The 25,360-nt window shown below is 66.2% G+C and carries 21 protein-coding genes and 3 pseudogenes; 10 read left to right on the forward strand and 14 right to left on the reverse strand.

The genetic code is table 11. The features are described from left to right. The first annotated feature begins 39 nt into the window (after positions 1–39). Positions 40–723: a cation transporter gene (locus AADZ78_RS06285; RefSeq protein ID WP_139828770.1), complete on the forward strand. Its 684-nt coding sequence runs from the start codon at positions 40–42 to the stop codon at positions 721–723. Between the two features lie 21 nt (positions 724–744). Here AADZ78_RS06285 and AADZ78_RS06290 read toward each other — a convergent pair whose 3' ends face one another. Further along, complete coding sequence (locus AADZ78_RS06290; RefSeq protein WP_085251008.1) at positions 745–1,989, reverse strand: NADH:flavin oxidoreductase/NADH oxidase family protein; 1,245 nt, start codon at positions 1,987–1,989, stop codon at positions 745–747. 84 nt (positions 1,990–2,073) lie between these two features. Here AADZ78_RS06290 and AADZ78_RS06295 point away from each other — a divergent pair, with 84 nt between their 5' ends. Further along, the gene (locus tag AADZ78_RS06295; RefSeq protein ID WP_085251007.1) at positions 2,074–2,634 is read left to right on the forward strand and encodes a TetR/AcrR family transcriptional regulator; all 561 of its coding nucleotides are present in this window, start codon (positions 2,074–2,076) and stop codon (positions 2,632–2,634) included. On the opposite strand, the gene ctpC is transcribed toward AADZ78_RS06295, so the two are convergent. From ctpC to AADZ78_RS06315, 4 genes are all read right to left on the reverse strand, one after another. Then, positions 2,619–4,796 carry a manganese-exporting P-type ATPase CtpC gene (gene ctpC / locus AADZ78_RS06300; RefSeq protein ID WP_085251006.1) on the reverse strand — a complete coding sequence of 726 codons (2,178 nt, stop codon included), beginning with the start codon at positions 4,794–4,796 and terminating at the stop codon, positions 2,619–2,621. The genes AADZ78_RS06295 and ctpC overlap by 16 nt on opposite strands. A gap of 10 nt (positions 4,797–4,806) precedes the next feature. Beyond that, positions 4,807–5,088: a DUF1490 family protein gene (locus AADZ78_RS06305; RefSeq protein ID WP_085251005.1), complete on the reverse strand. Its 282-nt coding sequence runs from the start codon at positions 5,086–5,088 to the stop codon at positions 4,807–4,809. 142 nt (positions 5,089–5,230) lie between these two features. After that, positions 5,231–5,959: a TIGR03089 family protein gene (locus AADZ78_RS06310; RefSeq protein ID WP_204803987.1), complete on the reverse strand. Its 729-nt coding sequence runs from the start codon at positions 5,957–5,959 to the stop codon at positions 5,231–5,233. Further along, positions 5,947–7,443, reverse strand: a complete 1,497-nt coding sequence (locus tag AADZ78_RS06315) for an LCP family protein (RefSeq protein WP_139828765.1) — start codon at positions 7,441–7,443, stop codon at positions 5,947–5,949. The genes AADZ78_RS06310 and AADZ78_RS06315 overlap by 13 nt, the downstream gene beginning before the upstream one ends. Positions 7,444–7,506: 63 nt before the next feature. On the opposite strand from AADZ78_RS06315, the pseudogene rfbD reads away from it, so the two are divergent. From rfbD to AADZ78_RS06330, 3 genes and pseudogenes are all read left to right on the forward strand, one after another. Then, positions 7,507–8,406, forward strand: a pseudogene (gene rfbD, locus AADZ78_RS06320) (dTDP-4-dehydrorhamnose reductase); the annotation flags it as partial. Between the two features lie 100 nt (positions 8,407–8,506). Beyond that, complete coding sequence (locus AADZ78_RS06325; protein ID WP_139828764.1) at positions 8,507–9,460, forward strand: glycosyltransferase family 2 protein; 954 nt, start codon at positions 8,507–8,509, stop codon at positions 9,458–9,460. Between the two features lies 1 nt (position 9,461). Continuing rightward, complete coding sequence (locus AADZ78_RS06330) at positions 9,462–10,541, forward strand: sugar phosphate nucleotidyltransferase (protein WP_085251001.1); 1,080 nt, start codon at positions 9,462–9,464, stop codon at positions 10,539–10,541. Positions 10,542–10,593: 52 nt separating this feature from the next. Here the strand turns inward: AADZ78_RS06330 and AADZ78_RS06335 are convergent, their stop codons facing one another. From AADZ78_RS06335 to cofD, 7 genes and pseudogenes are all read right to left on the reverse strand, one after another. Continuing rightward, entirely contained in the window at positions 10,594–11,136 is a 543-nt protein-coding gene (locus AADZ78_RS06335) for an NUDIX hydrolase (protein WP_085251000.1), read from the reverse strand. After that, positions 11,133–12,810, reverse strand: a pseudogene (locus tag AADZ78_RS06340) (Eco57I restriction-modification methylase domain-containing protein). The gene AADZ78_RS06335 and the pseudogene AADZ78_RS06340 overlap by 4 nt, the downstream one beginning before the upstream one ends. Continuing rightward, positions 12,800–13,396, reverse strand: a complete 597-nt coding sequence (locus AADZ78_RS06345; RefSeq protein WP_239655240.1) for a hypothetical protein — start codon at positions 13,394–13,396, stop codon at positions 12,800–12,802. Before AADZ78_RS06345 ends, AADZ78_RS06340 begins: the two are co-directional and overlap by 11 nt. A gap of 698 nt (positions 13,397–14,094) precedes the next feature. Next, positions 14,095–15,318: an IS110 family transposase gene (locus AADZ78_RS06350; RefSeq protein WP_341343631.1), complete on the reverse strand. Its 1,224-nt coding sequence runs from the start codon at positions 15,316–15,318 to the stop codon at positions 14,095–14,097. A gap of 651 nt (positions 15,319–15,969) precedes the next feature. After that, the gene (locus tag AADZ78_RS06355) at positions 15,970–17,319 is read right to left on the reverse strand and encodes a coenzyme F420-0:L-glutamate ligase (RefSeq protein WP_085249841.1); all 1,350 of its coding nucleotides are present in this window, start codon (positions 17,317–17,319) and stop codon (positions 15,970–15,972) included. Then, positions 17,309–17,430 (reverse strand): annotated as a pseudogene (locus AADZ78_RS28950) (sirohydrochlorin chelatase); the annotation flags it as partial. The pseudogene AADZ78_RS28950 and the gene AADZ78_RS06355, both read right to left, overlap by 11 nt. Beyond that, positions 17,393–18,436: a 2-phospho-L-lactate transferase gene (gene cofD, locus AADZ78_RS06360; protein WP_085249840.1), complete on the reverse strand. Its 1,044-nt coding sequence runs from the start codon at positions 18,434–18,436 to the stop codon at positions 17,393–17,395. The gene cofD and the pseudogene AADZ78_RS28950, both read right to left, overlap by 38 nt. A gap of 327 nt (positions 18,437–18,763) precedes the next feature. Here cofD and AADZ78_RS06365 point away from each other — a divergent pair, with 327 nt between their 5' ends. Further along, positions 18,764–19,096, forward strand: coding sequence for a WhiB family transcriptional regulator (locus tag AADZ78_RS06365; RefSeq protein ID WP_085249839.1), 333 nt, complete (start codon positions 18,764–18,766; stop codon positions 19,094–19,096). 15 nt (positions 19,097–19,111) lie between these two features. Here the strand turns inward: AADZ78_RS06365 and AADZ78_RS06370 are convergent, their stop codons facing one another. Continuing rightward, positions 19,112–19,531, reverse strand: a complete 420-nt coding sequence (locus AADZ78_RS06370; RefSeq protein WP_085249844.1) for a metallopeptidase family protein — start codon at positions 19,529–19,531, stop codon at positions 19,112–19,114. 173 nt (positions 19,532–19,704) lie between these two features. On the opposite strand from AADZ78_RS06370, the gene AADZ78_RS06375 reads away from it, so the two are divergent. From AADZ78_RS06375 to manA, 4 genes are all read left to right on the forward strand, one after another. Next, positions 19,705–20,172, forward strand: coding sequence for a DUF3499 domain-containing protein (locus AADZ78_RS06375; protein WP_204803972.1), 468 nt, complete (start codon positions 19,705–19,707; stop codon positions 20,170–20,172). Positions 20,173–20,257: 85 nt separating this feature from the next. Then, the gene (locus tag AADZ78_RS06380) at positions 20,258–21,664 is read left to right on the forward strand and encodes a phosphomannomutase/phosphoglucomutase (protein ID WP_085249837.1); all 1,407 of its coding nucleotides are present in this window, start codon (positions 20,258–20,260) and stop codon (positions 21,662–21,664) included. Beyond that, entirely contained in the window at positions 21,661–22,749 is a 1,089-nt protein-coding gene (locus AADZ78_RS06385; RefSeq protein WP_085249836.1) for a TobH protein, read from the forward strand. Before AADZ78_RS06380 ends, AADZ78_RS06385 begins: the two co-directional genes overlap by 4 nt. Positions 22,750–22,758: 9 nt before the next feature. Then, positions 22,759–23,985 (forward strand): mannose-6-phosphate isomerase, class I, encoded by a 1,227-nt coding sequence (manA, locus tag AADZ78_RS06390; RefSeq protein WP_085249835.1) that lies wholly within the window; start codon positions 22,759–22,761, stop codon positions 23,983–23,985. Here manA and AADZ78_RS06395 read toward each other — a convergent pair. Beyond that, positions 23,982–25,337 carry an FAD-dependent oxidoreductase gene (locus tag AADZ78_RS06395; RefSeq protein WP_139828610.1) on the reverse strand — a complete coding sequence of 452 codons (1,356 nt, stop codon included), beginning with the start codon at positions 25,335–25,337 and terminating at the stop codon, positions 23,982–23,984. The genes manA and AADZ78_RS06395 overlap by 4 nt on opposite strands. Between the last annotated feature and the right edge of the window lie 23 nt (positions 25,338–25,360).

A 25,360-nucleotide genomic window follows, 5' to 3' on the forward strand; every position in this document is an offset into this window, starting at 1 on the left:
CGCCGGGCGCGTCTTGCCCTTACCATCGTCGGGATGGAGATGACGACCCCCGGCGAGTTGGTAGCGGACGTCTGCTGCGATGGATCCACCCGTAGTTCGCCCGTGGCGGCTGTCCGGGAGGCCGGCTGGCGGCGGCATGCCCGGTGGGCGCTATGGCTGGCCTGGGTGAGCCTGGTCGTGATGCTCTCCGAGGGAGTGGTCGGGTTCTGGCAGGGCGTTGCGGTCGGATCCGTCGCATTGACGGGGTGGGCGCTCGGCGGTGGGGCCGAGGCGTTGGCCAGTGCGATGGTGGTCTGGCGATTCAGCGGCGCACGCACTTTTTCCGAGACCGCCGAACGGCGTGCGCAACGCGGCGTTGCGGTGTCGTTCTGGCTCACGGCCCCTTACATCGCGGCCGAATCCATTCGGTACGTGGCTGCCCGACACCACGCCGAGACTTCGGTGATCGGCATTGCGCTGACGGCCGGCGCATTGGTGCTGATGCCGATTCTGGGCTGGGCGAAACACCAGCTGGCCGTGCGGCTGGGCTCGGCCGCAACCAAGGGTGAAGGCACGCAGAACTATTTGTGCGCCGCTCAGGCCGCCGCGGTTCTGCTCGGTCTCGCTGTCACGGCGTTGTGGTCCGGCGGTTGGTGGGTGGACCCGGTGATCGGGCTGGGTATCGCGGGTGTCGCCGTGTGGCAGGGCGTGCGAGCCTGGCGCGGCCTCGACTGTGGCTGCTGATTGCCGAATCGCTTCCTCGCGTCACAGACCGCGCCTGCGCCCGAATGACGTGGTGCCGTTGCGACGAAGCATCGCGAGCGTGGTGGCGATGCGTCCGCGATTGAGGTCGGGTTGTAGACCTGCCCCCACGCGGTGCAATTGGTCGGTGTGCCAGGATAGTTCGAGAATCCCGTCGAGTGATTTCAGGCTGGCGAAGCTGCCAAGGATGCGGCCCAATCCGAGGCGTAGTTGGTGTGCGGCAAGGGTTTCGGCGCGCCCGGCAAGGATCACATCGGCGGCGTCCATGGTTGTTGCGGCGGGCCGGGCCAGGCCGATGACGTCGCACTCGCCGGAATCCACGGCTTCTTGCATCGCGGCGCGGGAACGGAAGCCGCCCGTGACCGCCAACGGGATGCCGCCGGCGAGACTGCGGACGGTCCGGGCGTACTGCAAGAAATAGGCTTCCCGCGCTCGGGTGCTGTCGGCACCCCGGCCCATCATTGCGGGCTTTTCGTAGCTGCCGCCGCTGACCTCGATAAGGTCGAGACCCTCGTGCGCCAGTGCCGCCATTACCCGGCGGGATTCGCCTTCGGTGAGTCCGCCCCGCTGAAAATCGGCCGAGTTGAGCTTGATACCCACGGCAAAACCCGGTGACACCCGCGCGCGGACGCGACGTACGACTTCGAGTACAAAGCGCATCCGACGCTCGGGGTTACCGCCCCACTCATCTTTGCGCTGATTGCATAACGGCGACAGGAACTGCGCGATCAGATATCCATGAGCGCCATGTATTTCCACTCCGTCAAAACCCGCGGTCTCGCATACCGCGGCGGCGGTCGCGAAACGCTCAATGATGTCGTCGATCTCGTCGGAGGTCAGCTCACGAGGCGCGGCCGCACCCGGGAAGCTAAGCGGCACCGGGCTTGGCGCAACTGGTCTGTGCCCGAGCGCCAGCGGGTTGGACTGGCGCCCTGGATGATTGAGCTGAACCCAAATCGGAACACCAGCGTCCTTCGTGGTCTTAGCCCACCGCGACAGCGCTTCGAGATCGCGCTCGTCCTCGATCACCACGTTGCCCGGCTCGCCGAGTTGAGTGCGGTCGATCATCACGTTGCCGGTGATGATCAAGCCGTACCCACCTTGGCTCCAGCTCGCGTAGAGCCGCTCCAAGCGGTCGTTGGGAGCATTGCGCTTGCCGCCGAGCGCCTCGCTCATCGCGGCTTTCATGATCCGGTTGGGAAGCACCTGTCCGCATGGCAGTTCCAGCGGTTCGTGCAATGAGGTCATGCCGGTGGTCCTCCGCCTTGGTATACCGTTCGGTTTACTCGCTTAGTCGGAGACGTTAGTAGACCGAATGGTATATTGCAATTCATGCGAGTGCGCGAGCGGCTGACGTCCGCGACGGCCACCCTGATGCAACGACACGGAGTTGCGGGTACCGGTATTGCGGAGATCTTGTCGACGAGCGGCGTGACGCGGCGGTCGATCTACCTGAATTTCCCGGGCGGCAAATCCGAGCTCGTGGCCGCGGCGACTCGGTCGGCGGGCGATGCCATGGCAGCGATGTTGGCGCACTGCATTGAGCAACCGAACCCGATCGAGGCCTTCACCCGCATGTGGAGCGAACTGCTGGTCAGCAGCGACTTCGCCGGCGGCTGCCCGATTGCGGCCGCGGCATTCAGTCGCGACGAAGCCCCCGAAGCGGCCAGCATCGCAGCGGAGGTGTTCGCACAGTGGGGCCAGCTGCTAGCCGGCAAGCTCAGCGATGATGGCATCAATCACGCTGCGGCCCAATCGTTATCAACGACGATCATCGCGGCGCTGGAAGGGGCCGTCATGCTCGCGCGTGCCGCGAAGTCGACGAAGCCGCTCGAGCAAGTCGCCCCGCATCTCAGCGAGTTGGTCGCCCAGCAGCTTCAGTCCAGGCGATAGCGGATCAGCCGGGAGCTATTGGCCACCACTGCCACCGACGATGCGTTGTGCAGGATCGCCGCCAGCACGGGCGAGAGCGCGCCCCCCGCGCCGATAAGCAGCCCGGCGGCGTTGACGGCAATGGACATGCCGTAGTTCTCCCGGATCACGTCCACCGCCCGGGCACCTAGGTCGCGCACGTCGAGCAGGCGGTTCAGATCGTCGTTGGCCAGGGCCACATCGGCGGTTTCGACCGCGACGTCGGTTCCGGCCAAACCCATGGCGATGCCGATGTCGGCGGCCGCCAGTGCCGGGGCGTCGTTGATGCCGTCGCCGACCATTCCCACCACGTAACCGTCGTCCTGTAGCTCGCGCACCACCTCGAGCTTGTCCTCCGGCATCACTTCGGCGCGCCACTCGTCGATGCCCAACTCCTCGGCAACCACCTTGGCGATATCGGGATGGTCCCCGGTGAGCATGACAATCCGGCGAATCCCGTTGGCGCGCAGCTTGTTCAGGACTTCAGCCGCCTCGGGCCGCACTTCGTCACGCAGGCTGATCAGACCGACAAGCGTGCCGTCCACGGCGAGCAACAGTGGGGTCTCCGCCTGGGCGCGCAGTTTATCGACCCACTCCGAGGCCTTCTTGGACACCTTGACCTTTTCCGACCGCAGCAGCGACGGGCTGCCCAACAGCAGCGTCCGGCCGTCGGCCCAGGTCCGCATGCCCAGGCCGACGAGCACCTCGCACTCCTCGTGCGGGGGAATGCTGATGTGGCGTTCCTCGGTCGACCGGATCACCGCTTCGGCCAGCGGGTGTCGGGAGTGAATTTCCGAGCTGGCCGCATAGGCAAGAACCTGCTCGGGCTCCCAATCCTTATGCATCGCAACGATATTGGTGACCACGGGACGTCCCACGGTCAACGTTCCGGTCTTGTCGAACACGATCGCGTCGACCCGGCCCGCCTGCTCCAGATGGGAGCCGCCCTTGATCAGAATGCCGCGCCGTGCCCCGTTGCCGATAGCCGCGCTGATCGCGGTCGGGGTGGACAGGCCGACCGCGCAGGGGCAGGCGATCAGCAACATGGTCATCGCGCGGCGCACATCTCCGGTGATCAACAGGGTGATGGCCGAGACGATGAACGAGGTGGGCACGAAGCGGCGGGAGAAGTTCTCGCCGACGGTCTGGATAGGTGCCCGGTCGTGCTGGGCCTCTTCGACTCTGGTGATAATGCGGCCGATCGTCGTTTGGTTGCCGACGGCCTGGGCGCGCACCACTAGGCGACCACGCACCACCACCGAACCGGCGTGCACGTGGGTCCCGATGGTGACGCTGACCGGCAGGTTCTCCCCGGTGATCGCGGACTGGTTGACCACCGCCTCGCCGTCGACCACCTCGCCGTCGACCGGTATTGCGACGTGGTCATGGACCACCACCTCGTCGCCGATCTGCACGGTGTCGATGGGCACCTGGACCTCGGTGCCGTCGGTAAGCCTGACCCAGGCGGTGTCCTGATTGCCGCGCAACAGATCGGAGATCGCTCGGCGGGTTCGCCGTAGCGTCAGATCCTGTAGGTACTCACCGATATTGAGCAGCCACAGCACGGTGAGCGCGACCACGTTCTCGCGCAAGATGAGACTGGCGACGGTCGCCGCTGAGACCAGCGCGTCCGTGCCGGCCTTGCCGGAGCGCAGCGAACGCAGCGCGCCGCGCAGGAACGGATAGCCGGTGAAGATCGTGACGCCGGTGGCCACCATCCGGCCGCTCGGCCCGAGCAGCGGTGGTCGAGCGAACACGTAGCGACGCACCCCGAGCAAGGCCAGCGCCACACCGCCGATTACCATGCGCAACACGTCGGTGTTGCGGATCTCCGACGAGTGCGGGGCGCGTGCCGGGATCAGTTCGGCGGCAATGTGTTTGGCGCCGCTGATCGCCTCCAACACCTGGGCGCGGTCGCATCGGCGGGGTGAATACCACACGACGACCGACCCGGTGCGCGGGTAGGCGTGCACGACCCGCACCCCGTTCTGCTTGGCGACGGCCTCTTCCACCGCCACGGCGCGCCGGGAATCGGAACGGACCCAATCCACCAGGACCCGCATCCGCCCAGCCGCGTCCGAAACCACGACGAGTGTGGGGTCATCGGCGGGTGCGAGGTCTTCTCGAACAATCGCGAGCGTCATGTCGAGGCGATCAGTGGTCGTGGTCGTGGACACTGCTGACGGCTGGGGTTGGCGCTTCCTCGCCAACGCGCTCGCGGGCTTCGGCCATCACGTCGGCGATCTTGAGTCGGGCCGACTCCGCGGCGGTCTCGGCCTTGCGGGTGCCGCGCAGGCCCAGCTCCGCGGCTGAGACAGCGGTTTCACGCAGCGGCGCCTTGACTGCGGCCTTTTTCAGGATCTCGTAGGCTGTCACACCAACCACACCGGTGACTACCGTCGATGCTGCCTTCACCAAAAACGCCTGCACTGCCATTGTCTGAGCCTTCCTTTACTGGTTGTCGGTTGCGCTTTCCGTCGACGTTAACATCTAAATATCGCGATATCAACATGAATTGGCCGAGCAGACACAAAGGTGCCCCGATCGGGCCCGCTGCGGGGGATTTTGCGTCTCCTCGTCAAAGGACGCGGGTGACTTTTTCGGTCTCGATCCGGCGCTGCAGAGCCATCGGATCGGGGTTGGCGACCTGGACCAACGACGCGCCGACGGCCAGTACCGCCAGTAGACCGTCCACCACTTCGTCGGGCGTTGTCCATGAGGCGGTGGACAGTACCCGGTCCGTCGATGTCAAACCCCTTGCAGCCGCGGCCCTTTCACAATCGGCCAGGATTTGCTCGACCGACCGGCCGGCCAGCGCCGGTCCGGGCCGGCGTTCGGCGATGATCTGGTCGCCGTGCACCCGAACCGCGGTCGCGTAGTCGGTGACGCCGATCGGCAGGTCGGGTGCGGGCCGGCCGAACGGATCCAGCGACAGCACCGCCACCTCTCCGTTGAGGCCGCCGGCGCTAACGGAAGTGTCGGCCTCGTCCAGCCTGTCGACGGTGCATACGGCGACATCTGCGCGTCCGTCCAGAACGACCTCAGCGCCGATCCACCACACCCCGAACAACACCGCCGCCGTCTGCCAGTGGGCCGGCAGCAGGACCGCTACCCGGCTTGCCGGCCCGGCGCCCAGCTCGTCGCGCAATAGATTGCCGGTCTTGGCGGCCCAGTTGGCAAGTGTGGCTGCCGACAGTTCGATGCGCTCGCCACCAGCATCGTCGTAGTAGGTGATGCGCGGGCCGACCGGGTCGGCCCGCAACATCGGATCCAGGATCGCCCCGGACAGCGTGGTCAGTTGATGCACTCGGGTTTGTCGGAGCCTGCGGTCAGGATCGGGGATGGCGGGGGAGTGGTGTCGTTATCGGACCCGGCGTTCGATGCTCGGGCAGGTGCCAATTGGCCGTTGGGGCCGCCGCCGTCGAGGCCGGAGCCCGGACCGGTGTAATCGTTGGCCAGCACCACCCGCACCGATCCCGCCGGTAACGACGCGTCGGCGACGACCGGCAACCCGCCGAGTTGCTTGGCCACCTCCTGCGCGCCCAGGTCGTCGGTTTTGGCGGCCCGCACCTGACTGCCCTTGACGTGGCCGCCGTCGTTGTTGCCGATGTCGCCGGCGGTAAACCCCTTGGCGCTGAGCACGTTTGATACCGCCGCGGCCAGCCCGTTGATGTCGGTGTCATTGGCCACGTTGACCGTGGTCTTGCCGGGTGTGTAGGCCAGCTCCTCGGTCTTGCCTTGATCCTGCTCGTGCAGCAGGCTTGCGACCCATTCGGCGACCTGGCGCGGATCCACCCGCACCACGCTTTGCATGCCGTCGTCGCTCCAGCCGGCCCCGTCGAGCACCGGGATGGTGGCGAACGCGACGCTGCCGCCGGAGAGCTTTTGCAGCTGCTTGACGAAATCCATGATGTCCCAACCCGAGGACAGCACCACCGAGCGCTGCACGGCCTGCTCTAGGTGCTTCAGCGTGGCGGGGCTGGACAGCGTCTTGCCGGAGATGACCCGGTGCGCCAGCGAGGCCATCACCACCTGCTGGCGCACCACCCGATCCAGGTCGCCACGCGGCAACTCATGGCGTTGCCGGACGAAGCTCAGCGCCTGCGGACCGTTGAGTTTTTGACGGCCGGCCGGAAAGTCTGCGCCGGAAAGTGGTTCGTATACCGCCTCTTTGAGGCACACGTCGACGCCGCCGAGCGCGTCGGCGATCAACGCGAAGCCGAGCAGTCCGATCTCGGCGTAGTGGTCGACGGTGACGCCAGTGAGGTCGGCGACGGTCTTGATCAGTGCTTCGCGCCCGGCTTCGGTGCCCGCCGCGGCGGCTTCGCCGGCGGAGGCGCCGGCCTGGACGAGGCTGGTTCGCTTGGCCTCTCTGGTTTGACCGTAGACGCCGTTGATCTTGGTCTTGCCCAATCCGGGGGCGGCGACGTAGGAGTCGCGCGGGATGGAGATCGCGGTCGCCGACTTCCCGTTGTTGGGTATCCGGACCAGGATGATTGTGTCGGTGTTGGTCGCTTCCTCGTCGCCGGCCCGCAGTGTCGCCAGTTCCTCGGGAGTCAGCGGGTTGCCGTGCGCATCGGTGCGGCTATCCAGGCCGACCAGCAGGATGTCGATCGCGCCGTCGTCGCCGCCGCGGCCCAGGGACGGCGAGGACATATGGAAGATGCCATCTTCGAATGACCGGACGTTACTCCAAGCCACGCCGGTGCCGAGGACGATCGCGATCGCCAGCGCCGCGGAAAGGGGGCGAAACGCGCGAACCACACGAGCCACACGTTGCTCAGGCATCACTGTAGATTACGTGTGTCGCAGCTGCTTTTCGGGTAGCCAAGCTCGGCGTGCCAGACTCGATGCATGTCGGGCAGGCCAGCAAGACTCGTGATCACCGGTGCTGGCGGACAGCTGGGCAGCCATCTGACGGCGCTGGCCGCTCGGGCGGGCCGCGAGATGCTGGCCAAGACGTCTGCGGAGTGGGACATCACCGATCCCGGCGCGGCCGAGCGCACCATCCAACGTGGTGACATCGTGGTCAACTGCGCGGCCTACACCGATGTCGACGGCGCCGAGAGCGACGAAGCGGGTGCTTACGCGGTAAATGCCACCGGCCCGGAAAACCTCGCCCGCGCCTGCGCCCGCGTCGGAGCTCAGCTGATCCACGTCTCCACGGACTATGTATTCAATGGTGAATTTGCCGACGGCAAGCCCCGGCCCTACGAGCCCACCGACGAGACGGCGCCACAGGGCGTCTACGCCAGGAGCAAACTCGCCGGCGAACAAGCAGTGTTGGCGACGTCGCCCGATGCCGTCGTGGTGCGCACCGCGTGGGTTTATACGGGTGCGACGGGCAACGATTTCGTGGCCGTCATGCGTCGGCTGGCCGCCGCAGATGGCCCGATCAACGTGGTCGACGATCAAACCGGCTCGCCAACCTACGTCGCCGACCTGGCGGCCGGACTGTTCGAGCTGGCCGACTCTCGCGTGCGCGGCTGCGTACTGCACGCCGCCAACGAGGGCGTGGTCACTCGGTTCGATCAAGCCCGTGCGGTGTTCGAAGAGAGCGGTGCCGACCCGCAACGAGTCCGGCCGGTCAGCAGCGCACAATTTCCCCGGCCAGCGCCCCGGCCTAGTTACTCGGCGCTATCGGGAAAGGCGTGGGCCGCGGCGGGCTTGACGCCGCTAAGGCCATGGCGCAGTGCACTTGTCGCGGCATTGACGGCTGCTTCCGGCACAACTTCGGCCGATGGACCGGCTCCTCCGCACGCCGCTTCGCGGCGAGCATCGTCGCCGGCCGGAGCCGATGGACCGGCTCCTCCGCACGCCGCTTCGCGGCGAGCATCGTCGCCGGCCGGAGCCGATGGACCGATACCCTCTACGCGTGACTGACATCCTGCCGGTCGTAGCGGTGACCTACTCGCCTGGCCCCCACCTGGAGCGGTTCCTGGCGTCGTTGTCGCTGGCCACCGAGCGGCCGGTCGGTGTTTTGTTGGCCGATAACGGCTCGACGGATGGAACACCCGAGGCCGCCGTTGAGCGTTACCCCAATGTCAGGTTGCTGCCGACCGGCGGCAATCTCGGGTACGGAACCGCTGTGAATCGCACGGTGGCCCAGCTCGGCAAGGAAGGGCCCGTCGGCGATGAAGCTTGGGTTGACGACTGGGTGATCGTGGCCAACCCGGACGTGCAGTGGGGTCCGGGCAGCATCGACGCCCTGCTGGACGCCGCGGCACGTTGGCCCCGCGCGGGCGCGCTGGGCCCGCTGATCCGGGATCCCGACGGATCGGTGTACCCGTCGGCGCGCCACCTGCCCAGCCTGGTCCGCGGCAGCATGCACGCGGTCCTCGGGCCATTCTGGCCGCGCAATCCATGGACGGCGGCCTACCGGCAGGAGCGGTTCGAGCCCAGTGAACGGTCGGTGGGGTGGCTGTCGGGTTCCTGCCTGCTGGTGCGCCGGTCGGCCTTTAATCAGGTCGGTGGATTCGACGAGCGGTACTTCATGTATATGGAGGACGTCGACCTCGGCGACCGCCTCGGCAAAGCCGGTTGGCTGTCCGTCTATGTGCCGTCAGCCGAAGTCCTGCATCACAAGGGCCATTCAACCGGCCGCGACCCGGCAAGCCATCTGGCCGCGCATCACAAGAGCACCTATATCTTCCTGGCGGATCGGCATGCTGGCTGGCGGCGGGCCCCGTTGCGTTGGTCGTTTCGAGCATCGTTGGCGCTACGTTCCCGCCTGATGGTGCGCAGCTCACTGCGCCGTTCTAGACGATCTGAGCGTCAGAACCTGAAACTGGCAGAAGGGCGGCACTGAGTTGGCAACCAACCAAGTCGATGCGGTGGTCCTCGTCGGCGGCAAGGGCACCCGGCTGCGCCCGCTGACACTGTCGGCGCCCAAGCCCATGCTGCCGACGGCCGGGCTGCCCTTTCTCACCCACCTGCTGTCCCGGATCGCCGCCGCCGGCATCGAGCACGTCGTCCTTGGCACGTCATACCGGGCCGATGTGTTCGAAGCCGAGTTCGGCGACGGGTCCAAGCTGGGCCTGCAGCTCGACTATGTGACCGAGGAGAACCCGTTGGGGACCGGCGGCGGGATCGCCAATGTCTCCGGAAAGCTGCGCCACGACACGGTGATGGTGTTCAACGGTGACGTGCTCTCGGGTGCCGACCTGGGCCAGCTCCTGGATTTCCATCAGTCCCGCCAGTCCGACGTCACGCTGCACCTGGTGCGGGTTGGCGACCCGCGCGCCTACGGCTGCGTACCCACCGACGACGGGGACCGCGTCGTCGCCTTTCTGGAGAAGACGCAGGATCCGCCCACCGACCAGATCAACGCCGGCTGCTATGTGTTCAAACGCGACATCATCGACCGGATTCCACGCGACCGCGAGGTATCGGTGGAGCGCGAGGTGTTCCCGAACCTACTGTCGGCCACCGACGTCAAGGTGTGTGGCTATGTCGATGCCACCTACTGGCGCGACATGGGCACCCCGGAGGACTTCGTTCGCGGCTCGGCGGACTTGGTGCGCGGGATCGCCCCGTCGCCGGCCCTGCGAGGCCACCGTGGCGAGCAGTTGGTGCACGACGGCGCCGCGGTGTCTCCCGGGGCAGTGCTGATCGGCGGCACGGTTGTGGGGCGCGGCGCCGAGATCGGCCCCGGCGTCCGGCTGGACGGCGCGGTCATTTTCGACGGCGTCAAGATCGAAGCGGGCAGCGTGATCGAGCGCTCGATCATTGGCTTCGGGGCCCGCATCGGTCCGCGGGCGCTGATCCGCGACGGCGTGATCGGCGACGGCGCCGACGTCGGGGCCCGCTGCGAGCTGCTGCGGGGCGCACGGGTGTGGCCGGGTGTCTCGCTTCCCGACGGCGGGATCCGCTACTCGTCCGACGTTTGATGGTGATCGCGAGACCGGCAAGTCCGGGTGAAGCGGGTCACCATCATCAAACCTAGGTCGCGCGGCACGTCGCCTGGGCTACCAAGTACGACAAGGCGTCATCGGTGCCGGGCGGCAACGCGTCGGCCGGCCACCATTGCAGGTCCACGGACTCGTCGCTGACCGCGATCTGCGCCGCGGCAGGCGCTTGCGCCACGAACTGCAAATCCAGATGCCGCGTCGGCGCACCCAAGGAGCAGGTGACCGGATGAACGTGCACCGCGACCAATTGCGGCGTCATCCGCAGGTCCGCGACCCCGGATTCCTCGGTCGCTTCGCGCCGTGCCGCGGCGACGATGTCGTTGTCGTCCTCCTCGCAGTGCCCACCCAGTTGCACCCAACGACCAAGGCGCGGGTGCAGGGTCAACAGCACCTGTCGGCCGCTGTCGTCGAGCACCAGCGTCGACGCGGTGACATGACCCGGTTCGCACTCGCGGCGGCAGGCATCGGCGCGGCCGTGCACGAAGGCCAGCACGGCATGCCGTACCGAGTCCTGCGCCGCGTCGGGCGCTTGCCAGTCGGTGAGGATCGCGATCACCGACTCACGCAGGCTCACGTGTGCGCTTGCGGTCGCCGGGACCCTCGCTTGGTCCGCCGATCCCGCAGCGTGAACCAGGCCGCTCGGCAGTCGGCGACCAGGCGCGGCGACAACCCGAGTCCGTCGACCAAGACTTGACGATCCACTACATCGAGCGCCTTTTCGATCTCATTCGCTTTTAATAGCAGATCAACATCCTCGGCAAGTTCGGCGCTCCCACACTCCGGCGGTGGAATGGGTAGCTGCTCGGCTTCCCGAGGTTCCAACTCCAATATGCCCCCGCCATAACTGCGGCCCATGATTTCGGCGAACGCGAATGTTGCGCTGTTGTGGAAGACCGCAGCAAATATTGCGGGGTCCAAGTTGGGGTCGAGCCGGACCCGATGCACGGTGTCGGTGCTGGTAGCCGCGGCAGCGTTGACGGTCAGGCGCGGGGCGAAGTGGATCTGGCGCAGCATAAAGAGGTCGGGAATCCACAACGACGGTGTGGCCCACCACGGCTTGCGGATCGAGCACTTGTAGCCGAGGTGGACGCCGGCGGCTTCACCCGCCTCGATGTGCGCGACCAGCGCGGGATCGGTCGGATCGTCATCGGCGTCGAGTAGCCACGTGCGGTGCCTGGCCGCGACATCGCTTGCCCGACAATCGTCGTCGTACACCAGGCCACTCAGTTGAGCGCTGCGAGAAACGAGCGGGACGCAGTGCTTCCTCAGCCCTAATGATTTCGCCTCGACATCGGCAAAAGTGAAGAAGCTGTTACGACCGGTGACGATGCCCACATCCACGTCAGCCATGGAGCCGAGCCGGGTCAGCGAGTCGGACTGCTTGAGTTTTCGGAGCAGCTGGATTTGACCCGGGTCGAGGAAGTACTTAGTCCACTTCTCATTTTCGTGGAGAAGGGCCGGTTCCGACTCGTTGTCGAAGTCCTTGCCCGCCAGGGTGCTCAGATCGTCTGCATCGCCAAGACTGACGGTGCGTATCTGCGCTGGGCCGGCACCGACGACGCCGCAAAACAAGACGACCTCTTGCAAGATTCCGTCGAACACCAAGCGCGTGAAGGTAACCAGGGTGATGTCGCTGTAGCGGCTCAGCAGAAATTCGCGCAGCTGCGCCGCGTAGGTGACTTGAAGCAATTCCGCCGGAACCACAAGGCCCACTCGTCCGCCGTCACGCGTCAGCGTCGTGCTCGCCACAACAAACGGGACCCAAGCGTTGGTCAGTTTGGTTGGACGCAGGCCCACACGCCTCATCAGTTCGAGTGCCGGATCCCGCTGTGCCGATGCCCAGTTTCCGAAGCGGATGTACGGCGGATTGCCGGCAACACCGTCCCAGCCGCCGGTTTGACTCCCGCGCACCCAGGTGAAGAGGTTCGCCGCGTCGACGGGAGCGAATCGTCGCGACTTTCTCGCCTCGCGCGCGACGAGTTCGACACCGTGCGCGTGGTTGGTGACGGCGGCGAGTTCGCGGAGAATTCGCCCATCGCCGCATGACGGCTCAAGGATTCGCGGACCCGCCTTGCGGACCCAGCGGGCCAGAAATCGGGCCACCGCGGGCGGCGTGTAGTAGCCCCCGCGAACCTTGTCAGCGGACGCGGCCGTCTTGCCGGCGAACGTCGTCATGGGACAAGTATCAGGGGAGCCACCGACATCCTTGGTGACCGCACGCAGGGCGCGTCGGATGCCTAGGTTGCATGGGGCGGAAGGCCCTGGAATCGGGCATGCTGGCAGCGGTACACGTCGGCGCTGAATCGTTCTATCCGTAGGGGGCTTTGCGGTTCGGGCAGGTTGGGGTCGACATGACCGGTTGCCGTGTCCCACGAGACCAGGCTCACTGCTTCTGCTCGATGGTTTGGCCCGTCAACTAGGCCGCGACCACCTAGCCGAGCCAAGGTGCCTACGATGGCGTTCGTTCGTGCACCGGGCGTCAAACACGGCACCGTTATGGCGACTACAGAGCCCACGACGGCGCTTGGAAACCTGCTGTGGACTGTGGTTGCTTCGGTCGCCAGGTCGTTGATCATGTTTTGCCGGTTCTTGCCGACGCTTTCGTGGTCAGTCAATGTCTTGCTGTCGAACGCGATTCGCACACCATCCGGCCGGTAACCGACGTCGAAGTTTTGCGGCCGAACGCTGCCGACGATACGCACTGGCCCAACTTCTACGCAGTCGGGTTGGGAAGGTTGCAGCTGGTTGGCGTTCGGTACCACTAGCGGGGTATTGCCGAGCATTACGGACAGCGCGCCGCCCACAGCCGCATCTATCAAGGTGCCGAAGTCCATGCCGTCCTTCTTGGAGAACTTCGAGCCGAGGAGCCACTTTGACCGAACGCGGTGAACTGATCCGTCGGAAAGTTAATGGTTGGCATCGGCTGCAAGACGGCCACGTCTGGGTAGCTATCGTCCTGTCTTGGCTCAAATTGGTGCGCACCATAGATCGGGCGCATCGCACCGTCACAACAGTCACATGTGTCGCTGCGCCCGGTGACACACCCGATGTGCCCGGCTGTGAGCGACAATCGCCTGAGCTGCGGTGTTGTGCCCACGTTGGTGGTGGCCGTGCGGGTTTCGCGGTGGCGTTGACCTGCACAAACCGCGTTGTCGCGGGTAGACATCCCAGCGTTGGAAGAGTCAAGCGGCGGTGGGTTGTCGGTTTGGGCCGCAACCCGGCAAACCGGGCACTGAAGAGCGTCAACGACCAATATCGTCAACCCCAAGCCGAAAGCAGCACAAGCGATCTCGATCTCCCTTGCCCTGAACAGCATGCGCCGAACGGCGCCGCCGTCAAGGCCCTACGGCCGCTACGCGGTCGGGCTGCGCCCGAACCTTTGACCCCGACGCCGACTTCGACGCCGCCCAGCCAGGACCAGGAAGCTTCAAAACAAGCAAAAACAAACGCAGCCGTGGGGTCTTGACCGCGCGGCCCTCTGCTTCGGGAATGACCTGCAGAAACCCCAGTTGTCGCGGGTACGTTGGAAGAGTCAAGCGGCGGTGAGTTGTCGGTGGGCCCAGGCGGTGTCTTCGTTGTAGAGGGTTTGGTGACGTAGACAACCGTGCAGGATGCCCACGAGGCGGTTACCCAAGGCCCGTAGGGCTTGGTGGTGGGTGTCGCCGGCGGCGCGGTGTTGGTCGTAGTAGGCGCGCACACCGGGACTGCATTGCAGGGCGGCGAACGCCCAGCGGTCGATGGCGTCGTAGAGGCGGTCGTTGCGGACGTAGCGGGCCCGCACGAGTTTTTGTCTTCCCGACGCGACGGTCAACGGTGATGTGCCGGCGTAGTTTTTGCGAGACTTGGCGGTGGTGTAGCGGTTCGGGGCGTCCCCGAACTCACCGAGCACCCGGGCGCTGAGGATGACACCAAGTCCTGGCAGGGAGCGGTAGATGTCGGCGTCCGGGTGCTTTTCACAATGCTCAGCCAGCGTGGTTTCCAACTGGCTGATCTGATCGGTGAGTTCGATCAGCACGTTGACGGTGGCGCTGGTGATGGCGCCGCAGGCCTGTGTGACGGCCTCGGGGGCGGCCAGTTGCTCGGTGCGCAGGGCCGCTTGGATCTGGCGAGCGCGTTCGTCGATGTTGCGTTGGCGCCCACCGGCTTTAAGCGCCGATCCGATTTTGCTAAGACTCAACCGGGCACCTTGTGTGGGGGTGGGAGCTCGGCCCAGCACTGCCAGCGCGTCGCGGTCGCGATCCCGGTCGCCCAGACTGGGCAACGCTTCTAGGGCCGCCGGATAGTACTGCAACAAGTTGGCGCGCAGTGTGGCCGACTGGCGCGCCCGCGTCCAGATCAGGCCCTGATGGGCACGGGCCAGCACCTGGATCGCGTCGGCCTGCGAACTATTGGCGCTGAGTGGGCGGTGGTTGTGGCGGTCGGTGCGGACCAGATCGGCCAGTAACTTCGCATCAGCGGCGTCGGATTTCGCGCCCGAAACCCCATGGCGGTCCCGGTACCGGGCCACCGACCTCGGATTGACCGCGTACACCTGATAACCGGCCGCGACCAGCGCACCCACCCACATGCCGCGGTCGGTCTCGATCCCGATGATCACCTCGCCGGGATCGTCGGCATGCTCGGCGAGCAACTCGTGGAACTGCCCGATCCCGGTCAACCCCTCAGGTAATCGCGTTGCGGCCAAACGTGCGCCAGCCTCGTCCATCAGATACACGTCGTGATGGTCTTGGGCCCAGTCATCGCCAACAAACAACATCACCTCACCACCTTCTCCTCACTGGATCGAACTACTCTTTGTTCGAGCCTGAAGCCACCCGGCTGCGGCCTAATGGTCCAGTGCTCGCATGGCACAACATCCCAGTAGCGCTACAAGTGACCCACGACCGGACCGGGGCAACGGTCTACGCCGAAGGAATCAATCGTTCCTGGTGGGCAATAGTGCTCACCGGCCGGCGGCTCACCAATCAGCCTCGCCGATGACCATCCATAAAGCACGGTCAACGACTACAGCCGATCCATTCCCATTAGGTGGGCAGCGAGACCATAGCCTCCGGCGCAGGCCAGAGTTGCAGATGTGACTACAGAGCAATACAGACAGCCAGAGCAGAACCTCGCGCCAAATTTGAGTCATGGTGCGCGCCACCGCAGTTCGGAGTAGCCCCGGCTCGCTATCTTCTTCGCGTCCAGGTGCTCCGGAACGACCGGCCCGCCAGGAAGGCTCCAGCGGCCGCGCTGCAGGTCTGGGTTAGTGCGCGATTTTCGACGCGTCCCGAAGCAGACTCACAGGTCAGCGGGCTCCAGCGATGCCGAGCTCTGAATCGTGAGCCAAGTCGGGTCGGAAGGTTGATAGATGGCATCGGCTGCAAGACGGCCACGTCTGGGTAGCCTATCGTCGCTGGAGCCCATGTCACTTCAGGATCAGCAAGTCGGTGAGCGGGACCGGGTCGCGTAACCCGGCTGGCTCCTGCGCATAGCCGATCGCGATGGCGCCCAACGGCTCCCAGTCGACAGGCAGGTCCAGCTCTTCGCGTACCAGGTCGGCGGCAAAGATCGTCGACCCGATCCAGCAACTGCCCAGCCCGCGCACCGCCAGCGCGACCAGCAGGGCTTGCACGGCGGCGCCGGCCGCGACGGTGAACATGGTGTGCTCGGCGTCGGTGCGAGCGGTGTCGGGGTAGGTGTGTGCGCCGTCCGGGACCATCAGCGGGATGACGACTTCGGGTGCGTCGTAGAGGATCTGGCCGCGCGCCACCCGGCGTTCGATGGAGTCGGCGGGTCTGCCGTCGCCGGCAAGGTCGTGCCGCCACTTGTCTTTCATCCGGTCGAGCAGCCGGTCGCGGGTGGCGCGACTGTGCAGCCACACGAACCGCACCGGCCGGGTGTGGTGCGGAGCCGGCGCGGTGAGGGCTTCGGCGACGGCGGCCTCCACCAGGTCCGGTGGCACCGGTTGGGCGCTGAACCAGCGCACCGACCTGCGCAACAATTGAGCCTGCTGACGCCCCAGCTCGATGGCCTCGTCGGCGCCGAGCCAGAACAGGTCTTCAGCGCCCGGTCGCAGCAGTTGCCGGGCCGTCGAACCGTCATCGGGCACGGATAGACCGCGCACCACGGCCACTGGCATGCCGTTCAGTTTGCCCTTGACCAGGTCGGCCGCGGCCGCGATCTCGTCGGCGACCGCGATCTCGGTCACCACCAACTCGTTGCCGTATCGGTCGACGGCACCCGAATAGTTGTGCAGCACAGCCAGACCGGCGGCACCGACAGCGGCGTCGATCTGGCCGTTGCGCCACGCGCGGCCCATGGTGTCGGTGATGATTACGGCGACGGTGACGCCGAGTCGCTCCTGTAGCCCGGCCCGCAGGGCCGCGGCACTGGCGTCGGGATCGACTGGCAGCAGCGCCAGTTCGGAGCGGTCGACGTTGGATCCGTCAACACCGGCGGCGGCCTGAACCAGCCCGAGCCGGTTCTCGGTGATCAGCGTCCGCCCCTTGCGCGCCAGCACCCGCACCGACTCTTGCTCGACCAGCTTGCGGCGCAGTCCGTCTCGCGCCTCGTCATTCTCGGGAGCCGGGACCAGCCGGCCCTCGCACTTGGACACCACCTTGCTGGTGACGACCACCACGTCGCCGTTACGCAGCCACGGCGCCGCGGCGGCGACCGCGCCGCCCAGGTCGTCGCCCGGACGGAATTCGGGAAGCCCGGTGATGGGCAGCATCTCGATCCTCGTCGCGGTACCGTGGTCGGTCACGCGGCTCATTGGCGCCGCTCTCCCCCGCAAGCGGGAGGTGCCTCCACCGCATCGCTGCGCTCTGCATCGTCGCCGACGGGGGTCATTGGCGCCGCTCCTCAGCATCGCTACGCTCTGCATCGTCGCCGACGGGGGTCACGCCCGCAAGGTCCAAGCCAGCCCGGACCATCTCCGCCGTCGCCTTCGGGTCGTTCATCAGCAGCGGTGCCGATGCCACCATGACGTCGTCGATTTCGGCGTGATCGCCGTCGTGTACCAACCAGAAATCCAGTATCCCGGTGGTGCGGCGCCCGCCGTAATGCCGGCCTACCGCTTCCGCGGTGGAATCCACCCCGATGACTGCCAGGCATGCATCAGCCATGCCGCGCAACGGCTTTCCGCCGATGATCGGCGAGTAGCCCACGATCGGAGCGGTGGCCGACCGCAACGCCCCGCGGATACCGGGGACCGCCAGGATCGCGCCGATGCTGACCACGGGATTCGACGGTGCCAGCATGATGATGTCCGCTTCGCCGATGGCTGCCACCGCTTCCGTTGCGGCGCTGGCCTTTTCGGCCCCGACGAAGGCGAAGCTGTGGGTCGGTAACTGGGCGCGGTAGCGCACCCACCACTCCTGGAAATGGATCGCCCGGGGGGCGTCGTCCACTGGATCGGTTACCACCACGTGGGTTTCGCACCGGTCGTCGCTCGCGGGCAGCAACCGTGCACCCGGTTGCCAACGGTCGCACAAGGCCGCGGTGACTTGCGACAGCGGATAGCCTGCCCGCAGCATCTGGGTGCGCACCAGATGGGTGGCCAGATCGCGGTCGCCGAGTCCAAACCAATCGGGCTGCATGCCGTAGCGCGCGAGTTCCTCTTTGGCGTGCCATGTTTCGTCACGATGGCCCCAACCGCGCTCCGGGTCGACGCCGCCGCCCAGTGTGTACATGCACGTGTCCAGATCCGGGCAGACGCGCAGTCCGTGGATCCAGGCGTCGTCGCCGATGTTGACGACGGCGGTTAGCTCGTGGCCCGCGTCCTGGAGGGCACCGTCGGGTGTGGCAAACTGGCCAAGGCCCAGCAGCTGCTGCACTCCCAGGAGGAAGCGGGCACCGCCGACTCCACCCACCAGAACAGTGACCTTCACATCGCAGGACAGTACCTGCCCGCGATGCGGGGTCGACCGGCCCGTGTGAGGCGTCGCAAGACACGCCGAAGACCAACAACAACGGAATCGCCGAAATTTGATCACGAGATGATATGGAAATGCCGCGGAATGCTTGACCCAGCAGGTGAAGCCGTGTCTAATCACATCAGTGTCATTTCCCGGTTGGCCGGCCGGTTCCGGTGTCGCAGACCGAGATTCGATCACTTGTTCGAATTGGGTTAACTGTACATCAAAACAGTGGGAAACCATTTCACTATCTATCAGTGAGGAGGCGGAGGCATGTCCTATGAGCACCTTCGGGGCGTAATGGGAGGCGCACCGCACACCACTAACATGGCAACGCCCCGACCGCATCTGAGCTTGGTTCCAGAGGTACCCACCGCATTCGAGGCATTCGAGCCCGAGCCCGAACCGGTGCCCAGCGACCAATGGCAGGACCGTGCGCTATGCGCGCAAACGGATCCCGAAGCGTTCTTCCCGGAAAAGGGTGGATCTACCCGCGAGGCCAAGAAGATCTGCCTGGGGTGCGAGGTCCGTCACGAATGCCTGGAATACGCCCTGGCCCATGACGAGCGCTTCGGCATCTGGGGCGGTCTCTCCGAGCGCGAGCGTCGCCGCCTCAAGCGCGGCATTATCTAAAGCGGCGTCGGGCAGTCAGTCGTCGATCGTCGGGTCGATGACGGCAGGATCGACGTCCAAGTAGATGGCCACCTGAGCCACCAGTATTTCGTGCAGCAATTCGCCGAGTTCGACGGTGTCCTTTGCTCGTCGTTCGATTGGCTTGCGGAACAAGACAATTCGCGCTCGCGTGGCGTTGCCCCGGACATCCACACCGGCGGGGATCAAGCGGGCCAGCGCGATCGGTCCGTCGGCGATGACCTCGGGGGGCCACTGCACGCTGTCGGGATCCTTGGCCGCAATCCGGGGGATCTCGTCGACCGCGACGTCGAGTTCCGACACCCGCTCGTGCCAGCGCCGCTCGATGGGCTCGTAAGCCTCCAGCACCGCCATGTCGAACCGCTCGGCCCGGCTGCGCCATCCCGGCACTGTCGGCGGCAGCAACGGACCTCGCAGATCGCGACCCCGTCGCCGCGCTCGTTGCGTCGCCGATCTACCTCCCGAGCGACCGCTGCGTGGGGAGCTTCGGGAATCGCTCACCGACCGATGGTAACGGTTACACATCGTGGGAAGAACGGATGCGCGTGTCCGGCGCTTCGGCGACGTTTCCGCACGATAGCCTTGCGCTCGTGAACGTACCCCGTCGCTGCTGCCGGCCCGGGTGTCCGCACTACGCAGTGGCAACGTTGACGTTCGTCTACTCGGACTCCACCGCGGTGGTCGGTCCGCTCGCTACCGCGCGGGAACCGCACTCCTGGGATCTCTGCGTCGGCCATGCCGGCCGTATCACCGCACCACGCGGGTGGGAACTCGTGCGCCATGCCGGGCCACTGCCTACGCATCCCGACGAGGACGACCTGGTCGCGCTGGCCGACGCGGTGCGGGAAGGTGGCCCGGGCGCTGGGGAGCTGTCCTACTCGGGAACCCGCGCGGCTGCGACGGGCGTGCCGCTCAACGGCTTTGCGCCGCAAGCGGGGGCCGCTCCGACCGAAGCGCAGCTGCATGCCACCGCGCCAACCGGTAGCCTGCTCGCCCCGCCCGAGCGCTCTGGCCGCCGGCGCGGACATCTGCGGGTGTTGCCCGATCCTTCGGATTAAGTGCGCTAGCGCTCGACGGCGGCTCGCGGGCCATTAGGCTGGCGACCAACAGACAATCACAATCCAGGTCGTCAGGAGCCCCCGCATGTCTTGGCCCGCCGCGGCTGTCCAACGTGTTATCAAGGCCTACGACGTGCGCGGGTTGGTCGGCGAAGAGATCGACGAGTCACTGGTCACCGATGTGGGCGCCGTGTTCGCGCGGCTGATGCGTGCTGAAGGTGCGCAGCAGGTGGTCGTCGGGCACGACATGCGCGACAGTTCACCGTCGCTGTCCGCGGCATTCGCGGCCGGGGTGACCGCCCAGGGTCTCGACGTGGTGCGAATCGGATTGGCGTCCACCGATCAGCTTTATTTCGCCTCGGGGCTGCTGGATTGCCCCGGCGCGATGTTCACCGCCAGCCACAACCCAGCGGCCTACAACGGCATCAAGTTGTGCCGGGCCGGGGCCAAACCGGTCGGCAAGGATACCGGCCTGACCGCGATCAGCGACGACCTGATCGCCGGTGTTCCCGCGGGCGACGTGCCACCGGGAACGGTCACCGACCAAGACGTGCTTGCCGACTACGGGGCGTTCCTGCGCTCGCTGGTCAACACCTCCGGGTTGCGCCCGTTGCGGGTGGCTGTGGACGCCGGCAACGGCATGGCCGGCCACACCGCGCCGGCCGTATTGGGCGCGATCGACTCGATTACGTTGTTGCCCTTGTACTTTGAGTTGGATGGATCGTTTCCCAATCACGAGGCCAACCCGCTGGACCCGGCGAACCTGCTGGATCTGCAAGCCTATGTGCGCGCCACCGGTGCCGATATCGGGTTGGCGTTCGACGGGGATGCCGACCGGTGCTTCGTGGTCGACGAACGCGGCCAGCCGGTCTCGCCATCGACGGTCACCGGCTTGGTGGCAGCGCGTGAGCTGCAGCGGGAGATCGGCGCTACCGTGATCCACAACGTGATCACGTCGCGCGCGGTGCCGGAGCTGGTCATCGAGCACGGCGGCACACCATTGCGTTCGCGGGTCGGACACTCCTACATCAAGGCACTGATGGCTGACACCGGCGCGATTTTTGGCGGTGAGCACTCGGCGCACTACTACTTCCGTGATTTCTGGGGCGCCGATTCCGGAATGCTGGCCGCACTGTATGTGTTGGCCGCCCTTGGCGAACAGGATGGACCCCCAAGGCCACTGTCGGAGCTGACCGCCGATTATCAACGCTACGAATCGTCGGGCGAGATCAACTTCAAGGTGGCTGACGCGGCGACCTGTGTGGACGCCGTGCTGAAATCATTCGGCAGTCGGATTCAGGCGATCGATCATCTGGACGGGGTGACGGTGGACCTGGGTCATGACAGCTGGTTCAATCTGCGCAGCTCCAACACCGAGCCGTTGCTGCGGCTTAATGTGGAGGGACGCAGTGTCGAGGATGTCGAGGCGGTGGTCCAGCACGTCAGCGCCGAAATTGCTGCCCACGCAGTTGCCAACGAGGCGGGACCGTGAACGCCACCCAGGCCATTGATCTCGAGGACGCCAAGGGCTTGATCGGTGCCGACCGGGAGGCCATGTTGCGGGCCGCTTCGACGGCCGGCGCGCAGGTGCGTGCCATCGCCGCCGCGGCCGACGAAGGCGAACTTGACTCGCTTCGTGGCGACGACCGTGCACACACGGTGATCTGGGTCGCCGGACGAGGCCCCGCCGAGACCGCTGGGGCGGTGCTGGCCGCGACGTTCGGTGCGGCGGCCGCCACACCGATCGTGCTCGCCGCCGAGGCGCCGCCGTGGATCGGGGCGCTGGATGTGCTGATCGTTGCCGGGGACGATCCTGGTGATCCTGCCCTGGTCACCGCGGCCGCGACGGGAGTGCGCCGGGGCGCTCGGGTGGTCGTGGTGGCACCGTATGAGGGCCCGCTGCGCGATTCCACGGCCGGCCGCGTCGCGGTGCTGGAACCGCGGGTGTGGGTCCCCGATGAGTTTGGGTTGTGCCGCTACCTGGCTGCGGGGCTGGCCGTTTTGAAAACCCTGGAGCCCAGGCTGCGCATCGACCTGGCATCGCTAGCCGATGAGGTGGATGCCGAGGTGCTGCGCAACAGTGCCAGCCGGGAAGTGTTCACCAATCCGGCCAAGACAATTGCCGCGCGGGTGTCCGGGTGCCGGGTGGCCCTGGCCGGCGACAGCGCCGCGACGCTGGCGCTGGCGCGCCATGGCAGTTCGATTCTGCTTCGGGTGGGAGACCAGGTCGCGGCCGCCACCGGACTGGCGGATGCTGTGGTGGCGCTGCGGACCCCCGCGCTCGATGCCGGGTATGCGGGAGAGGCCCTGTTTCACGACGACGACATCGACGGGCCGCTGCTCCAGCGACTTCGGGTGCTGGTGCTGACCCTTGCTCACGAGCGGACGGTAGTCGCCGCTCGGGTGGCCGGGCTCAACGACGCCTACCTGATCGAGGCGGAAGATGTGCCGGAGGTGGCCGACGGCCCGGCTTCGTCTCCCGTGCCGCGGGGCGTCGGGCGCGCCGAGCAGCAACTCGCGGTACTGGCCGTTCGGCTGGAAATGGCCGCGGTTTACTTGCGACTGGTGCGGGGATAGATAGAGACGGTGGAACTGCTACGCGGAGCGTTACGGACGTACGCTTGGGGATCGCGCACCGCCATCGCCGAATTCACTCGGCGGCCGGTCCCGGCCGCTCACCCTGAGGCCGAACTCTGGTTCGGCGCACACCCAGGCGACCCGGCGTGGCTGGAAACCGACCATGGCGAAATCTCCCTGCTGCAAGCGCTGACTGACGATCCGGAGGGACAGCTCGGCGCGGGGTCGCGCGCCCGGTTCGGTGATGTGCTCCCGTTCTTGGTCAAGGTGCTGGCGGCCGACGAACCGCTGTCGCTGCAGGCCCATCCCAGCGCAGAGCAGGCCGTGGAGGGCTACCTGCGCGAAGAGCGACTGGGCATTCCGATCTCCGCACCCGTCCGCAACTATCGCGACACCAGTCACAAGCCTGAGCTGTTGGTCGCGCTGCAGCCCTTCGAGGCGCTGGCGGGCTTTCGTCAGGCGGCTCGTACCGCCAAGCTGCTGCAGGCGCTCGCCGTGTCCGATCTCGATCCGTTCATCGATCTGCTGAGCGACCAGTCCGACGCCGATGGTCTGCGTGCCCTGTTCACCACCTGGATCACCGCACCTCAGCCCGACATCGACGTGCTGGTGCCCGCCGTCCTCGAGGGTGCCATCCAGTACATCAGCTCGGGCGCTACGGAATTCGCGGCCGAAGCCAAGACGGTGCTGGAACTCGGCGAACGCTATCCGGGCGACGCCGGCGTGCTGGCGGCATTGTTGCTCAACCGGATCAGCCTGGCCCCCAGCGAGGCAATCTTCTTGCCGGCGGGCAACTTGCATGCCTATCTGCGGGGTGTCGGCGTGGAGGTTATGGCCAACTCCGACAACGTGTTACGCGGCGGTCTCACGCCCAAGCACGTCGATGTGCCCGAGTTGTTGCGAGTGCTGGACTTCACCCCCACCCCCGAGGCCCAGCTGCGGCCGCCGATCCGCCGCGAGGGGATGGGGCTGATCTATGAGACCCCGACGGAAGAGTTCGCGGTCGCGCTGCTGGTAATCGACGGCGAGCATCTCGGCCATGAGGTCGACGCGTCGTCGCGCCATGACGGGCCCCAGATCTTGTTGTGCGCTGAGGGTTCGACGACCGTCCACGGGAAATCCGGTTCGCTCACGCTGGACCGCGGTATGGCGGCCTGGGTGGGCGCCGACGACGGTCCGATCCGGCTGGTCGCGCGCGAACCCACCAAGTTGTTCAGGGCGACTCTCGGGCTTTAAGCGGGGGCGGCCCGCCTGCGGTCACGCTTCTCTGACAGCCACAGTCGCATATTGTGCGCCATCGTCCGGCCGATTATCCGCGGTGGCGGCACCATGTAGAGGCTGTCGAGAAGACTGAACCGACGCAAAAACCATTCGGCGAGAACGGGTTCGGTTTCCGCGGCGCCCAGGAACTGATCGAACAAGTTGCCTGCCGGCCGCCACCAGCGGGGTATGGAGTCAGCCTTGGCGTGGTGAAAAGTGATGTCACCGATGGCGTTCATCATCCACACCGGATAGGTGGTCTTGGCGGTGGCCCGATTGAATTCGCGGGCAAGGTCGCCATCGGCTGTTTGCAGCGCGCGTCGCAGGTGACCGGCCTGCAGCGACGTCATTGTCATGCCCTGCCCGAAGGTGGGATTAAAGCTGGCGACCGCATCCCCGAACGGAAGGATCCCGGACGGGAAGCGTTGCAGCTTGTGGTACCGGCGCCATCGGCTAGCCGGAAAGGCGTGATACGACGGCTCGCCGATGGGTTCGGCCTGGGCCAGCGCGGAGGTGAAATGTTCGGGCAGCAGCTTGTCGGCCAGCGCGAGCATCTCCGGAAAAGTCTGTGGCGGTTTGACATTGGCCACCCCGAAGGTGGTCAGGACCCAGGTGCCGTCTTCATAACACAGCATGCCCAGTCCCAGCGACTGGTCGTGTGAGGCGCCGTTGACCACGACCTTCTCCGGGATCAGACCCTCCGGGATGCGGAACTGCTGTGAGGCGTACTTGACGCCGATATCCACCGTGTCTTCCTCGGGGCGCTGGTATCCCCACTGGGCCAACCACACCGGTAACCGCGTGCCGCGACCCGCCGCGTCGATCACCAGGTCTGCTGGCATTAGTTCCGGGTCTTGACCAGGTACGGCGGGGTCGAGCAGCACACCGGTCACCCGCTGTCGCGCGCGCTCAAATTTCGGCTCGGCGACGGCGCGCCGCACGATCTCGACATTGTCGATGTCTGCGACGCGTTGCCGCACCTGCCACTCGAGGTGCGGGCGGCTCGGCACGTAGGCGGTGAACTCATCGCGTAGCGTGTGTCCGGTTCCCAGGACATGGCCCGCGGCGCCCAGGTAAATGCAGTCCGGCCGGTTCTCCAGCATGGGCACGCCCGCGGCCACCATGTCTTTGAGCAGGCCCGGGAACAGGCGCTCGAACTCGTTGGCGCCGCGGGCCATCAGCATGTGCAAATGCCTGTCCTGGGGTACGGTCGCGCGGTTGGCCGGTGTGCTCGGCAGCTCGTCGCGCTCGAAAACCGTCACTTGGTCGAAGAACTCCGAGAGCACCCGCGCGGCGCACAAACCGGCGATGCTGGCACCGATAACCACCGCGTGATCTTTCCCCCGCATGC

It is taken from the genome of Mycobacterium riyadhense (assembly GCF_963853645.1).
Lineage (GTDB): Bacteria > Actinomycetota > Actinomycetes > Mycobacteriales > Mycobacteriaceae > Mycobacterium > Mycobacterium riyadhense.